This is a genomic window from Halarchaeum grantii (assembly GCF_014647455.2).
GTDB lineage: Archaea > Halobacteriota > Halobacteria > Halobacteriales > Halobacteriaceae > Halarchaeum > Halarchaeum grantii.
This window is the reverse complement of the sequence record NZ_BMPF01000005.1, coordinates 145,173-158,686: the sequence shown is the minus strand read 5'-3', so window position 1 is coordinate 158,686 and position 13,514 is coordinate 145,173. Positions and strand designations below refer to the sequence as shown.

General features: G+C 67.0%; 12 protein-coding genes. 8 read left to right on the top strand and 4 right to left on the bottom strand.

Annotation, left to right across the window (positions count from 1 at the left end; translation table 11 throughout):
* Nucleotides 1-390: 390 nt before the first annotated feature.
* The 3 genes from IEY12_RS14045 to IEY12_RS14035 all read left to right on the top strand — a co-directional run bounded on the left by IEY12_RS14045 (nt 391) and on the right by IEY12_RS14035 (nt 3,164).
* Complete coding sequence (locus IEY12_RS14045; RefSeq protein WP_188884285.1) at nt 391-1,248, top strand: ParA family protein; 858 nt, start codon at nt 391-393, stop codon at nt 1,246-1,248.
* Nucleotides 1,248-1,745, top strand: coding sequence for a DUF7970 domain-containing protein (locus IEY12_RS15775; protein WP_229871383.1), 498 nt, complete (start codon nt 1,248-1,250; stop codon nt 1,743-1,745). The genes IEY12_RS14045 and IEY12_RS15775 overlap by 1 nt, the downstream gene beginning before the upstream one ends.
* A 96-nt stretch (nt 1,746-1,841) precedes the next feature.
* Entirely contained in the window at nt 1,842-3,164 is a 1,323-nt protein-coding gene (locus tag IEY12_RS14035; RefSeq protein WP_188884284.1) for an OFA family MFS transporter, read from the top strand.
* Between the two features lie 396 nt (nt 3,165-3,560).
* On the opposite strand, the gene IEY12_RS14030 is transcribed toward IEY12_RS14035, so the two are convergent.
* A complete protein-coding gene (locus tag IEY12_RS14030) occupies nt 3,561-4,823 on the bottom strand; it encodes a Cdc6/Cdc18 family protein (RefSeq protein WP_123078533.1) in 1,263 nt (420 codons plus the stop codon).
* 864 nt (nt 4,824-5,687) lie between these two features.
* Complete coding sequence (locus IEY12_RS14025; RefSeq protein ID WP_188884283.1) at nt 5,688-6,731, bottom strand: sensor histidine kinase; 1,044 nt, start codon at nt 6,729-6,731, stop codon at nt 5,688-5,690.
* Nucleotides 6,732-7,007: 276 nt separating this feature from the next.
* On the opposite strand from IEY12_RS14025, the gene IEY12_RS14020 reads away from it, so the two are divergent.
* Nucleotides 7,008-8,513, top strand: coding sequence for an HTTM domain-containing protein (locus IEY12_RS14020; RefSeq protein WP_229871374.1), 1,506 nt, complete (start codon nt 7,008-7,010; stop codon nt 8,511-8,513).
* A gap of 164 nt (nt 8,514-8,677) precedes the next feature.
* Here IEY12_RS14020 and IEY12_RS14015 read toward each other — a convergent pair whose 3' ends face one another.
* The gene (locus tag IEY12_RS14015; protein ID WP_188884282.1) at nt 8,678-8,980 is read right to left on the bottom strand and encodes a DUF8011 family protein; all 303 of its coding nucleotides are present in this window, start codon (nt 8,978-8,980) and stop codon (nt 8,678-8,680) included.
* Nucleotides 8,981-9,096: 116 nt separating this feature from the next.
* On the bottom strand, nt 9,097-9,288 hold the full coding sequence (locus IEY12_RS14010) for a DUF8131 family protein (RefSeq protein ID WP_229871371.1): 192 nt from the start codon (nt 9,286-9,288) through the stop codon (nt 9,097-9,099).
* 163 nt (nt 9,289-9,451) lie between these two features.
* On the opposite strand from IEY12_RS14010, the gene IEY12_RS14005 reads away from it, so the two are divergent.
* The 4 genes from IEY12_RS14005 to IEY12_RS13990 are packed head-to-tail and all read left to right on the top strand — an operon-like array spanning nt 9,452 to nt 13,509.
* Nucleotides 9,452-10,690: a halocyanin domain-containing protein gene (locus IEY12_RS14005; protein ID WP_188884280.1), complete on the top strand. Its 1,239-nt coding sequence runs from the start codon at nt 9,452-9,454 to the stop codon at nt 10,688-10,690.
* Between the two features lie 4 nt (nt 10,691-10,694).
* Nucleotides 10,695-11,279 carry a cytochrome c oxidase subunit II gene (locus IEY12_RS14000; protein ID WP_188884279.1) on the top strand — a complete coding sequence of 195 codons (585 nt, stop codon included), beginning with the start codon at nt 10,695-10,697 and terminating at the stop codon, nt 11,277-11,279.
* Nucleotides 11,276-12,955, top strand: coding sequence for a b(o/a)3-type cytochrome-c oxidase subunit 1 (locus tag IEY12_RS13995; protein WP_188884278.1), 1,680 nt, complete (start codon nt 11,276-11,278; stop codon nt 12,953-12,955). The genes IEY12_RS14000 and IEY12_RS13995 overlap by 4 nt, the downstream gene beginning before the upstream one ends.
* 2 nt (nt 12,956-12,957) lie before the next feature.
* Entirely contained in the window at nt 12,958-13,509 is a 552-nt protein-coding gene (locus IEY12_RS13990) for a hypothetical protein (protein ID WP_188884277.1), read from the top strand.
* Nucleotides 13,510-13,514 lie beyond the last annotated feature (5 nt).

Genomic DNA, 13,514 nt, shown 5'->3' with positions numbered 1-13,514 from the left:
AGATATAGCAAATAGCTGGTGAAGGTGGCTACTAAGAGGCGCGGGGGCGATCGAAGCGGGACGAGTTGAGGCAGGCCCCAGATGATATAGCTATACTATCTACCTATACCATATACCTATAGTGGAAACGTGTACTTATCCACTATTGGGTATCGGCTCGGATACCACCCGTGGAGATCGTGCCGGATTGGTGCCGGAGGCGCCTAGTCCACCGATAGAGGAGGAAAACGCCGTAGTCCGGGGATCTGGAGGTAGACGGACTCGCACAGGCTATCGGAGATATCACCTGGACCGCAAATAACTATACTACCGAACTATATCGTATAGCTATAATCTATAACTATACTGTCTGACTTAGTTTTATATTCGAGGACCACAATGAGACGCTATATGCTGACTTACACCCCCGTGTCGGAGGCCGGCGGCGTCGGGAAGACGACGACTGCGGCGACGCTCGCGGTCAGCCACGCGCGCAACGGCCACGACGTCCTCGCCATCGACATGGACACACAGAACGGGAGTCTGACCTACTTCTTCGGACCGGACTACGACCGGGGCGACCCCGAGGTCGACAACCTCGTCCGCCACCTCGTCGGCCGACCGAAGGGTGACTTCCACGACCTCACGCACGAGGTCGAGGCCGGCGTCGACCTCGTCCCCTCGCACAACATGCTCGAGGACCTCCACGAGTTCCTCCTGAGCGAGAAACAGCAGGCCGACCGCCTCGGGGAGTCCTACAGCATGTACCACCAGCTCCACCGCGTACTCCGCGACGCGGACGTCCGCGAGGCGTACGACGTCGTCGTCGTCGACACCGCCGGGAAGGCGGGCCCCATCCTCTACAACGCGCTCGTCGCCGTGCGGAACGTCGTCATCCCCTTCGAGGCGACGGCGAAGGGCCAGGAGTCCATCGAGGGCCTCGACGACCTCGTGGACGGCCTCGAGGAGAACATCGGCATCGACGTCGGCGTCCTCGCCGTCCTCCCCATCGGCTATCGGGACACGCGCGACCAGCGCGAAATCCTCGGCGAGCTCCGGGAGAGCGGCTTCCCGGTGCCGGTCGTCATCGGCGAGCGCGGGTCGCTGATGGAGGGCTGTTGGCGACAGCAATGTAGTCCATATCGCTATATCGAGGCGCACCGCTCGCGTGAGCGCGACTACGAGCTTGAGACGCTCGAGCAGTTCGAGGAGCTCGCCGCGTTCCTCGAGGCCGAAGCGGGACTCGACACGCCGGAGGTGTCGGCGTAATGGGCCTCAAATCGGGATCGCGGGACTCCGGCCTTGACGACGCGGAGGATGCCGATGTCGAGGGCTCGGACGGCGAGGAGGTCGAGGAATCCGTGGCCGACGCCGCGAGCGACGCGGGCGAACCGGCGGCGGCGGGAGGCGCCGAGAACGCGGCCGGCACGGAAACGGACGCGGGCGGCGACGCAAGCGCGGCGAGCGACACATCGAGTGACGCCGCAGCGGAAGCCGAGGGGAGCGACGACCGTCCCTCGATGAGTTCGATCCCCTACAAGCTCCGGCGAAACAAGGTGAACGAGGGCCGCGAGCAGGTGCCGTACTTCCTCCGGGAGGACGTCATCGCGGGCGAGGAGGACCTCCAGGACACGCTCGAGGACGCGCTCGGCGAAACCGTCTACAAGTCCGACTACCGCGAGGCCGCGATGGTCGTCGCCCAGCGCAACCCCGAGCTCATCGCGGACGTCCTCCGCGAGTGGGGGTACGACCTCGACGCGGAGTAAGCGAGGAGTAATCGCCACACCGAGGTGTGTCGCTGTGAGGGCGCGGGTGCGAGGAATTTATGGGGCGACCCGTCCGGGAACACCTATGGAGGCCGCATGAGTACCGAGACGGATCACGCCGCGCGCGCGAAGGACGTCTTGGGGTTCTCGCGGTGGTGGCTCATCGCGGCGGCCGCCGCGATGATGGCGGTCGTCGGCCCGTACCAGTACGTCTGGTCGAGCCTGCGTTCGCCGGTCGCACGACACCTCGGCATCGAAGCGGCGGCGCTCTCGACGGTGTTCACGCTGTTCGTCGCCGTGCAAGCGTGCTCGCAGTTCCCGGTGGGATGGTGGCGGGACCGCCACGGCCCGCGCGGGGTCTGCGCGCTCGCGGCGGTGCTCGCCGGCGGCGGGTACGTCGCGCTCGGCTACGCGACGACCGTCTGGCAGGTCTACCTCGTCTACTCGCTCGGCGCGTTCGGCGTCGGCATCGTCTACACGGTCGCCGTCAACACCGCGCTCAAGTGGTTCCCGGACCGGCGCGGGCTCACGACCGGCGTCGGAACGATGGCGTTCGCCGCCGGTCCCGCCGCGCTCGTCCCGTACGTCCGCGCGAACACCGGACCGACGGTTCCCGATGGTGCGTACGTCTCGCTCCTGCGGAACGTCGGCATCCTCATCTTCGTCGTCGTGCTCGTCGGTGCACTCGTCATCCGAGATCCGCCCGCTGGCTGGCGCGACGACTCGGACGACGGCACGGCGGAGGCGTCGAACGAAGCGGGCGCCGAGAGTGCGGGCGCGAGCGCGCGTCGCAAGCAGTACACGTGGCGGGAGATGCTGCGGACGTGGCAGTTCTGGCTGCTGTACGCGATGTTCGTCGCCGTCTCGGGGTCGGGGTTGATGCTGACGGAGAAAATCGTCGACTACGCGGTCTATCACGACCTCGCACCCGTGATTGCGACGCTCGCCGCGACGCTTCTCCCGCTCTCGAGCGCGATCGGGCGCCTCGTCCTCGGGGAGGCCGCCGACCGCTTCGAGCCGATGCGGATGACCGCGCTGTCCTTCCTCCTGTGCGGTCTGGGACTGTTCGCCGTCGTCTACTTCGGGATACAGGGGATCGCGGGAGTGTTCGTCGCCGCCGTCGTCGTCGCGACGTTCTTCTGGAGCCCGAAGTACACGCTCTTCCCGATGCTCGTCGCGGACTACTACGGCACGAAGCACTCCTCGGCGAACTACGCGCTCCTCTACTCTGGAAAGACGTGGGGCGGCGTCCTCGGCGGTACCGTTACGGGCCTCCTCGTCTCCTCGATGGGGTGGGACCGGACGTTCCTCCTCGGTGGCGCACTCGCGGTCATCGCCGGCCTCGCCGCGTTCGCGCTCCACGCGCCGCCGCGCGCGACGGCGCGGACCGAAACGGCGGTCGCGGAGAGCGACGACTGAGGCGGTCGAAGAACGGGACCGCACGCGTTCGCGGACATACCGAGCGCGTGCTCGCGAGCTTTCGCACGCTCGCGAAGTGATACGCCGGAGCAGCAACCGGCAGGGGCGCTGAATCGACCGGTCGAACGCGACCACCCCCCGGATTGTAAGTGTATCCTCGCCGGTCACCGCGTGTTGACTGCCGGCCGAGCGCTTCGCCGAGAACGGCACGGACGCAAATCGGCGCGCGGAGGCGGCACCGACCACACACCCACACCCCCCACGTTGTAAGTGTATCCGGTCTCGTCACCGTCTATATCGGCCGGGAAATGATGCCCGTGGGAGACGGAGACAGGCGGCAGTCGAGCGGGTGCGTGGACGGCCACACCCCCCGCGTTGTAAGTGTTCTCGACGCCCTCAGACGTCGAACTCGCTCTGCACGTGCGAGCGACTGGACTGCTCGAACGACCCGAGGAGGCTGTCGACCGAGGAGGGGAACCCGCGTTGCAGGCGGTCGTCCTCGCGGAACGTCTCGACGATGATGCGGGGTTCGTCGACGAGCGAGTAGATGTACGAGCGCCCGCCGCGACGCCCGAGATTGTGCTCGCCCTTCTCGAGGAGGCCGAACATCTCGAGCGTGTCGAGGTGGTCGCGAACGCGGCTTTCGGAGAGCGTGTCCGAGTCGATGCGGTCGCAGAGGTCCTTGTAGAGCGAGTAGATCGTCTTCACCTTCGCCTCGCCGTCGGGGTCGATGACGAGGAGCGTCGTCGCCATGAGGACGAGTTGCATCTGGCTGGTGAGGCGTTCGGTGATGATGTCGCGCGTGTTCGCACGGTCGACCTCGCTGCGCGCGATGCGAACGTGGTCCTCGAGGACGGCGTCGTCGTCCTCGTGGCGCGCGATGTCGCCTGCGGTTTCGAGGAGGTCGAGCGCCATTCGGGCGTCGCCGGAGTCCTGGGCCGTGAGCGCGGCGGTGAGCGGGATGACGTCGTCGGAGAGGACGCCGTCGCGGAACGTGAGGTCAGCGTAGTAGGAGAGGATAGAGCGGAGCTCGTTCGCGTCGTAGGGTGAGAACTGGATCTCCTTCTCGCAGAGCGTCGACTTGACGCGCTGGGAGAGGTTCTCGCGGAACTTGAAGTTATTACTGATGCCGACGATGCCAACCTCGGCGTGTTCGAGTTCGCCGATCGCCTTCGCGCGCGGGAAGTCGTAGAGGAGTTCCTCGTCCTCGCCGAGTTTGTCGATCTCGTCGAGGATGACGATGACGTAGCCGCCGATTTCGTCGAGGCGCGCGTAGATGCGCTCCCAGAGGGTGTCGGGATGCGTCCCCTGCTTGAAGTGCTGGTCGGGGTAGAGTTCGTTCGCGAGATACTGGAGGACTTTGTACGTCGACGTCCGTTTGTTGCAGTTGACCGAGAGCGTCGTGAGCTCGACGTCGGCACTCGCCGCCTCGTCCTCAAGGAACTCGATGACCTTCTGCGTCGTCGCGGTCTTCCCGACGCCCGTCTGCCCGTAGATGAAGACGTTGGGCGCACCGAACCCGTCGGGGATGTCCTGGAGGGCGGCGGCGTACTCTTGAATCTCCTCCTCGCGCTCGAGGATTTCCTCCGGAGTGTAGCCCTCCTTGAACGGCTCCTTGTCCCGGAAGATGTGATTCGACCCCTTGAACGGCGAGTCCATAGCCACGTCGTCACACTCCACCCACATTAACCCTCCCCTGCAAGTGTTCTAACTGTTCTAAGTGTTCCCGAAAACACCGGAACACACACCCCCCAGATTGTAAGTGTTCTTCGGCGAGAGAAGGAGGGGTGGGGGGTAGGGAGAGAGGAAAAAGGGAGGAGGAGGAGAAACGAGCAACTAAGGAGCAATATCGAGACGAGAGAAGTCTGAGACAAGAGACCGGCCGAGACGTACGAAATTCCACACCCAGAACCGTTGAAGCAGTTACTACCGTACTACTACTAGACTAGATACTAGGCTAGTATAGTAGTATTAGTCTTTTCTCCTTAGGCAATATGATCTATCTACTGTCTATCGGAGCTACAGGCCCTAAATACGGATATAAACACTTACAATCCGGGGAGTGTATTACACCACTATTCCATGTCTTTAACTCAGTAGCTGATTCGCCCTCCCCACTGGGGGGGTCGCCCTCTCTGCCCACGGAACACTTACAATCTGGAGTGGGGGCGACGGCGGCGTTCGCGACCCAGCCTCGATTCCTTTTCTCTCGAAAACAGTACTATTACCCTCTTTTTCTCCTCTTCTTGAATACCGCCCTCCCCCCCGACGAAACGCCAACCCGAGTTGTAAGTGTTCTTGACGTGCCGAACGGTCCCTATCGTTCGCTGGATCGACATCGCGTCTCTCGAAGCACGCGCCACCGCCCACGCTCTCGGTGACGGCGAGTCACGAGTCGTGGGTGGCGACAATATCCGCGATGACCGCGGGGACGTATCCCGACCCGTCGGGTGCCGTCGTGTAGCCCGGCCCGAACACGCGACTCCGGTCTTCGTCCGCGCGGATGCGCACCGATACGGTGCCTCAGTCCTGCGCGGGCACGAGTTCGAGCGTGATGTCGCTCCCGCCGTCCGGGCGTTCCTCGTAGGTGACGGCGCCGTCGTAGGCGGTGGTGATCCAGCGGACGAGCCAGAGTCCGAGGCCGCTCCCGTGGTCGAGCGGCGTGACTTCGACGTCACCGGTGAGGAGGCGGCGCTCCCGCTCGGGGAGCCCGGGTCCGTGGTCGCGCACCGTCAGAGCGACGACGTCGTCCGCGTGCTCGGCGCTGACGCGGACGCGGGGCGTCTGCGCCTCGGTGTGCCTGATCGCGTTGTCGACGAGCGCGGCGATCGCGCGGTCGAGGTGGCCGCCCGAGCGCACGGGCGGGACGTCGCCGATGTCGACGGTGACGTCCGCGTAGTCGACGAGCGGCACGTCATCGAAGGCGGCCTCGACGGCGTCCGCGAGCGCGACCCCGTCGAGGTCCGGGTCGGCGTCCAGCACGTCCTCGAGGTCGCTCGCTTCCTCGACCATCCGGTCGAGCGCGAGCGTGCTCGTCCGGACTTCGCGTGCCGACTCGACGAGCACCGGGTCCTCGACCGCTTCGGCGAGGTGCTCGGCGTGCTCGACGAGGCTCTCGACTTCCTCGGAGAGGTTGTAGCGAAGGACGCGGTTGAGGACGGCGAGTTCGCGCTCGCGACGGATCTCGTCCGTGAGGTCGGTGTAGAGGGCGAACCCGCGGTCGCCGCCGTCGTAGGGGATGCCGCGATAGAGGAGGGTCTTGAGGCCGTCCTCGGTGAGCCGGTCGACGATGGCGTGGTTCGGCTTGCCGGCGGCCGTCCGCCGGTCGAACCGGTCGCTCTCCGACATCCGGCCGGTCGGGACGATGAGGTCGTTCAGCGAGGCGCCGACGACCTCCTCGTGGGTGACGCCGAACGTCTCGCAGAACGCGTCGTTGACCAGCGATACGACCGGCTCCCCGTCATCGAGTTCGAACGCGACGACGGCGTCTTGGACGTTCTCGAAGAGGTAGCGGAACGGCCCGGTGTCGCCGCGGATGTCGAGGGCGTGGGATTCATCCCCATTCATCGTCTCTCGACTCGTCCTTCCTGAAGATAATACTTCCGTACGTAGTGTTAAAACTGATTAAGGAACACGAAAACACAATATAGGGAACAAGAACAAAACGTACTGGGAGTATATTGGTGTATTTGGTGGAGTTTGAAAACTCTAATGTGTCGTGTTGTCGGCACCGCCGTCGTCGCCGACTCACTCCACGCCACCGTTCGCCGCCGGACACTCGTGCACCGGCACGAGCAGAAGGCTTATTCTCGCGGCCGAGCGACGACGAGCCACTGATCCCGGTTGGCCCTCCCGACCTCCATTCGGACCGCGTTCGCGTCGCTCCGCGACGGCTTCATCGACCGACTGCGTATCGACACGCGCGCGCTCGCGGCGCTTCGCGTCGCGCTCGGCCTCCTCCTCCTCGTCGACCTCGCCCTCCGAACGCGCCACCTCCGCGCGTTCTATACCGACGCCGGCGTCCTCCCGCGCGCCGTGCTCGCCGACCTCTACCCGACTCTCTCCCAGCTCTCGCTCCACGCGCTCTCGGGGGACGCGTGGCTCCAACTCGCGCTGTTCGCGCTCGCCGGCGCGTTCGCGCTCATGCTCTGCCTCGGCTACCACACGCGCGTGGCGACGCTCGCGTCGCTCCTCCTCCTCGTCTCCCTGCACGCGCGGAACCCGCTCGTGTTGAACGCGGGCGACTCCCTGCTGCGTCGCCTCCTCTTCTGGGGGCTGTTCCTCCCGCTCGGCACGCGCTGGTCCGTCGACGCCGTTCACCGGGGCTCGGCTCGCCAGCGCCTCGCAAGCGTCGCCAGCGTGGCCTCCGCCGGCCTCCTGATCCAGGTCGTCGTCGTCTACGTCGTCAACGCGCTGTTCAAACACCGGGGCGAACTCTGGCTACGCGGCGACGCCGTCCGCTACGTCTTCTCCCTCCGCGAGTTCACCGTCCTCCTCGGGCCCGCGCTCGCCGAGCACGCGCTCCTCCTCACGGTCGCCGACTGGCTGTGGCTGGCGCTGATCGCCGCCTCACCCCTCCTCGTGCTCGCCACCGGCCGCGTGCGGACGGCGCTCGCCGCCTGTCTCCTCGGCGCGCACCTCGCGATGCTCCTCACGCTCCGCGTCGGCGTCTTCCCGCTCGTCTCCGCCGCCGCGCTCCTCGTCTTCCTCCACGGCGGCGTCTGGGCGCGCGTCGAGCGACGCGTGGCGCGTGTCGCCGCACGCGCCGGCGGCCGACGCCTCACCGCGCTCGCCAGCCGCCTCCCACGGCTGCCCCGCCCGTCGCCCCGCCTCCCGGACGGCGTCGTTCGGCCCCTCCGGCACGCCGTTCCGGTCGTCCTGTGCGTCCTCCTCGTCGCCGCGCTCGCGTGGAACGCGGTCGCGCTCGGCGCGCTCGACGTCGGCGGGTCGGACGAGGCGTCGGTCGCACCCTCGGAGTACAGTTGGAACATGTTCGCGCCCGACCCGCCGCGCAGCGACCGTTGGTTCGTCGCGCCGGCGCGCACCACGAACGGGTCGACGGTGAACGCGCTGACCGGGCGCGCGGTCACGTGGACGCCGCCCGACGACTTCGCCGCGCAGTACCCGAGCGCGCGCTGGCGGAAGTACCTCAGCAACGTCTGGAAGCGCGACGACCCCCGGCTCACTGCGGCGTACGCCGGCTCCCTCTGCGAGCGCTGGAACGCCACGTACGACGCCGACCTCGTCGCGGTCGACGTCGCCGTCGCTCGGCAGGCGACACGACTCTCGGGCCCCGAACCGATAGCCCACCGTACGCTCTGGAGCGGCCGGTGTGCGGCGACGCCGTGACGGCCCCGACCCGCTCAGTCTTCTCCCGGGAACGGTGTAGTGTCGGTGACCGCTAATGGGGATTTTCGCGAGTCGCTCCCTCCGCTCCACATCGAAGTGACGGAAGCGAGGTCGCCGCGGAGCCCGTCGGGGAAGACCCGGAACGCGAGCGACGGCGCCGACAGCTACCCGCCGATGATGAACTCGAAACCGGCGACGGGGGCGATAACCAGACATAGTAGGACGAGTATTCCCGCGACGCGGAGGACGCCCGCCGCCCGTCGCCGGGTCTCGGGGAGGGACTCGGCGATACCCGACAGCGACGTTCCGACGACCGGAAAGAGCACCCACCGGGCTCCGTCAGCGTTGCCGCCGCTCCAAGCGTACACGAACATGCTCGCGAAGACGAGGGATGCGCCGAACTGAACGAGTGCGAGGGGGCGGCCTCGTGGCTCGTTGAACAACGCTTCGCCGATGTAGGGGAGCATAGGCAACGCGTTCCCATCCGAGATACAAAATAATGGTTCGACGCGGCTCCGGTAGACCACCTCTCGTGCCCGAACTGCTCGCCTCGACGCTCGGGTACTCAGGTGCTCGGTGGTGGTCAGGCGTGCTCCGAGACGGGCTGGTCGTCCTCGTCGGGGACGAAGAACCGGTAGAGCATCGCGGCGATGAGGACGACGTTGACGAACGTGAGCGCGACGACGAGGTCGGTGTTCGTCGCGAAGTAGACGGCGACCGGGAGGAGTGCGAGCAGCGCCAGTACTGCCAGCCATTGGTGTGGGACGTCGGCCATGGTCATCGCTACTTCCGGGAGTAGATAAGGGCTGTCGGGTGTTCCTACGCGCTGGGAAGCCTGCGTTACGATAAGTGGATGCTCCTCTGATGTGCGAGTATGCGATCGCTACGACCACTCGTGGTGGGTGTGACGGCGGCGAGCAGTGGGTCGACCCCGGCCCGTGAGTGCGGTGCCTGAGCGTCGGTACAGCCGTCGGCGGTTCCTCCGCGACGCGTCGGCGGCCGCGGTGGCGCTCGGCGCGAGCACCGGCGTCGCGGCCGGCGCGTCACCGGACTACGGCGGCTGGTTCACGGACTCGGCGCGCGGCGGCGCAACCTCGAACTTCGACGGGACGACGGTCGACAAGACCGGACAGGACTCCGTCACTATCGAGGTGGGCGCGCAGGGCAACGGCGGGCCGTACGGGTACGCGCCGCCAGCGGTCCGCGTCTCGCCCGGCACGGAGGTGACCTTCGAGTGGGTGTCGAACACGCACGACGTTCAGGTCGAGTCGAAGCCGTCCGGGTCGAGCTGGGAGGGCGTCGACTCCATCAAGAACGAGGGATACACGCACTCGCACACCTTCGAGACGGCAGGCGTCTACAAGTACTACTGCACGCCCCACCTCTCGATGGGGATGAAGGGCGCGGTCGTCGTCGGCGGCTCCGGTGCCGGCGGCGGCGGGAGCCCCGAGTGGGGCGACTGGTTCACGGACTCGGGGCGCGGCGGCGCGGTCGGAAACTACGACGGCTCGACCGTCGACAAGACCGGACAGGACTCGGTCACCGTCGAGGTGGGCGCGCAGGGCAACGGCGGCACGTACGCCTATTCGCCGCCGGCGCTGAAGATCTCGCCCGGAACGGAGGTGACCTTCGAGTGGACGTCGAACACGCACGACATCCAGATCGAGTCCGCGCCCTCCGGGTCGAGCTGGGAGGGCGTCGACTCCATCAAGAACGAGGGGTACACGCACTCGCACACCTTCGAGACGAGCGGTACCTACCGCTACTACTGCACGCCCCACCTCTCGATGGGGATGAAGGGCGGCATCTTCGTCACCGGGAGCGCCGGCGGTGGCGGCGGCGGCGGTGGCGGTCTCGTCCCCGACCTCAACTGGGGGAACGTCGCGTGGATGGCCGGCCCCTCCGCCGTCGCGGTGCCGGCCATCGTCGCCTACCTCCTCTGGGACTACGGCCGTGCCGGTGCGTTCGACGACCTGTTCGAGCGCGGCGAGTCCGCCGAACCCCCGGCGACCACGGAGGCACCGCCCGCGACGCCCGAGCGCGAGATCGACCACGACGAGTACGACCCGTGGGGGACGGCGCTCCTGCTCGCCGTCTACTTCGTGATCATCTCGGTCGCGTGGGCGCTCATGTACTTCGTCGAATTCCTCGGAACCGGCCCGCACATCTTCGGCTAACACGATGGAAATACACAGACTCGAGAAGATCTGGATCGCCGTATCGCTGCTGTTCATCGTGGGGCTCATCGCCTCCATCGTCTACGGGGTCGCCGGCGTCGGCGTCGGCACCGTCGGCGACACCGGACAGCAACTCGACCCGTCCGCGCTCGACGACACGGAGTTCGCCGACCCCGGCGGGCACTGGGCGAGCGAGGACCACTACGTCGTCCACGTCGTCGCGCGCCAGTTCCTCTTCCAGCCGGGCACCCAAGAGCCGATCACGGTGCCCGCGAACACCACCGTGACCTTCTACGTCACGAGCCCGGACGTCGTCCACGGCTTCGACGTCGTCGGCACGCAGCTGAACACCATGGTCATCCCCGGACAAGTCACCGAGTTCACCACCGAGTTCGACGAGCCGAAGACGTACGGCATCGTCTGTCACGAGTACTGCGGCGCCGGCCACCAGAGCATGGCGGGCCAACTCGTCGTCGTGCCCGCCGACGCGATGTCACAGAACGCGACGGCGAGCGCTGACGCCGCGAACGCGAGCGCCGTGAACGCGTCCACGCAGGCATCAATCGCGACGCCGGAGGTGCCGGCATGACGTACGTCGACGACTTCCCCGGGGAGGCGCGCGTCGTCCGCACGGCGTTCGCCATCGCGTTCGCCTCCATCGGCCTCGGCGGCGCGCTCGGCGTCCTGCAGGCGCTCTTCCGCACGGGGTACAGTCGCTCGCTCTTCTCGTCGGTCGACTACTACTCCATCCTCACCGCGCACGGCGTGCTGATGGCGCTCGTCTTCACGACGTTCTTCATCGTCGGCCTCTTCACGTGGGGAGTCACGCGCAGCCTCGACACGGGCTTTCGCGACCTCCGATTCACGTGGGGCTGGCTCGGCCTGATGACGCTCGGCACCGTGCTGGCGTTCGTCACCATCTTGGGGGGTATCGTCGGCTTCATCCCGACGCACGCCGCCGTCCTCTACACGTTCTACGCGCCGCTGGAGGCGAGCCCGACGTTCTACCTCGGCCTCGCGCTCCTCGTCGTCGGCTCGTGGGGCGCGGGCGTCGACTACGTCCTCGCACTCCTCGATTGGCGCGCGGAGCACCCCGACGAGCGCATCCCCTTACAGACGTTCATGGCGGTGGCGACGATGCTGCTCTGGGTCGTCTGCACGCTCGGTGTCGCCGTCGAGGTCGTCGTCTTCCTCCTGCCGTGGTCGCTCGGGCTCATCCCCCGCGTCGACCCGCTGCTGACGCGGACGCTCTTCTGGTACTTCGGGCACGCCGTCGTCTACTTCTGGCTGCTGCCCGCGTACTTCGTCTGGTACACAATCTTCCCGAAGCTCTCGGGCGGCCGGCTCTTCAGCGACCCGCTCGCGCGCGTCGTCTTCGTGCTCTTCCTCGTGTTGAGCACGCCGGTCGGCGTCCACCACCAGTACGGTGACCCCGGGCTCTCGCAGGGCCTGAAGTTCGTGCAGATGACGAGCACGTACTTCATCCTCCTGCCGAGCCTCCTCACCGCGTTCACGGTCGTCGCGAGCATGGAGCACGGCGCCCGCCAGCGCGGCGGTAAAGGCCTCCTCAAGTGGCTGCGCGCGCTCCCGTGGGAGAACCCGTCCTTCTCCGGCATCGCGCTCGCCGGCCTCGCGTTCGCCGCGAGCGGCTTCGGCGGGATGGTGAACGCCGGGCTGAACGTGAACGCCCTCGTCCACAACACGATGTGGGTGCCCGGCCACTTCCACCTCACCGTCGGCACCGCCGTCGCGCTGACGTTCATGGCGATCACCTACTGGCTGCTCCCGCAGCTCACCGGCAAGCGCCTGCGCCTGCGGACGCTCGCCGCCGTCCAACCGTACCTCTGGTTCGTCGGCATGGTGTTCATGTCGAACGCGATGCACCGCGTCGGCCTCGCGGGCGTCCCGCGACGCACCTCCGAACCCCAGTACGAGCAGGTGCTCTTCAACACCCCCATCGCGACGATGGGCGAGCTCCACCTGCAGACCGTCGGCGGGGCGTTCATCCTCTTCGCCTCGCTGCTGTGCTTCCTCGCGGTCGTCCTCTCGACGTGGCTCGGCGAGCGCGGCGCCGAACCGCTCGCCGTCAACGGCCACATCCCCGAGGCGCTCTCCGGGCCGGAGCACAGCCCGCGCATCCTCGACGACTTCCGCGTCTGGGTCGCGCTGACGTTCCTGCTGTTGCTCATCGCGTACGGCCCGCCGCTCGCGGCGATGGTACAGAACGGCCTGTTCGCACCCGGAAGCGCCCCCATCCCAGTCTGACTATGACCGAACACGCATCCACCCCGAGCGACGATGCGGGCGACGGCGACGCCGAGAACGACGTCTGGAGTCGCCGGTCGTTCGTCCGCTACTTCGCACCGATCAGTATCGCCATCCCGGTCGTCGTCGAGACGGAGACCTTCGTCGGCCTCCTGCAGAACGACTTCGGCGAGGACAGCACGTGGGACGACCCCACCGGCGTCTCCGTGGGTATCGGCGGCGACCTCCGCCCCGACCTCGACACCCGTGAGAAACTGCAGAACGCCGCGCTCACCGAGGTCGAGGACGGCCGGCGCCTCCAGCTCGCGGTCGCCGTCCGCAACACCGCCGACGCGCCCTACCGCCTCGAACTCGGCGCCGTCACCACCGACGGCGGCGACACCGTCGAGGGCGGCTACACCACCGACCCCGTCGCACCGGACGAGACGGCGTCCTTCACCGCCGAGTACGTCCTGCCGGCGGACGCGACGCCCGCGAGCGTCGAGACGACCGTCACGATCGGCAACCAACCCTCCGAGAAGACCGTCCAACTCGCCCCGATACCGAACCGATAATCCCC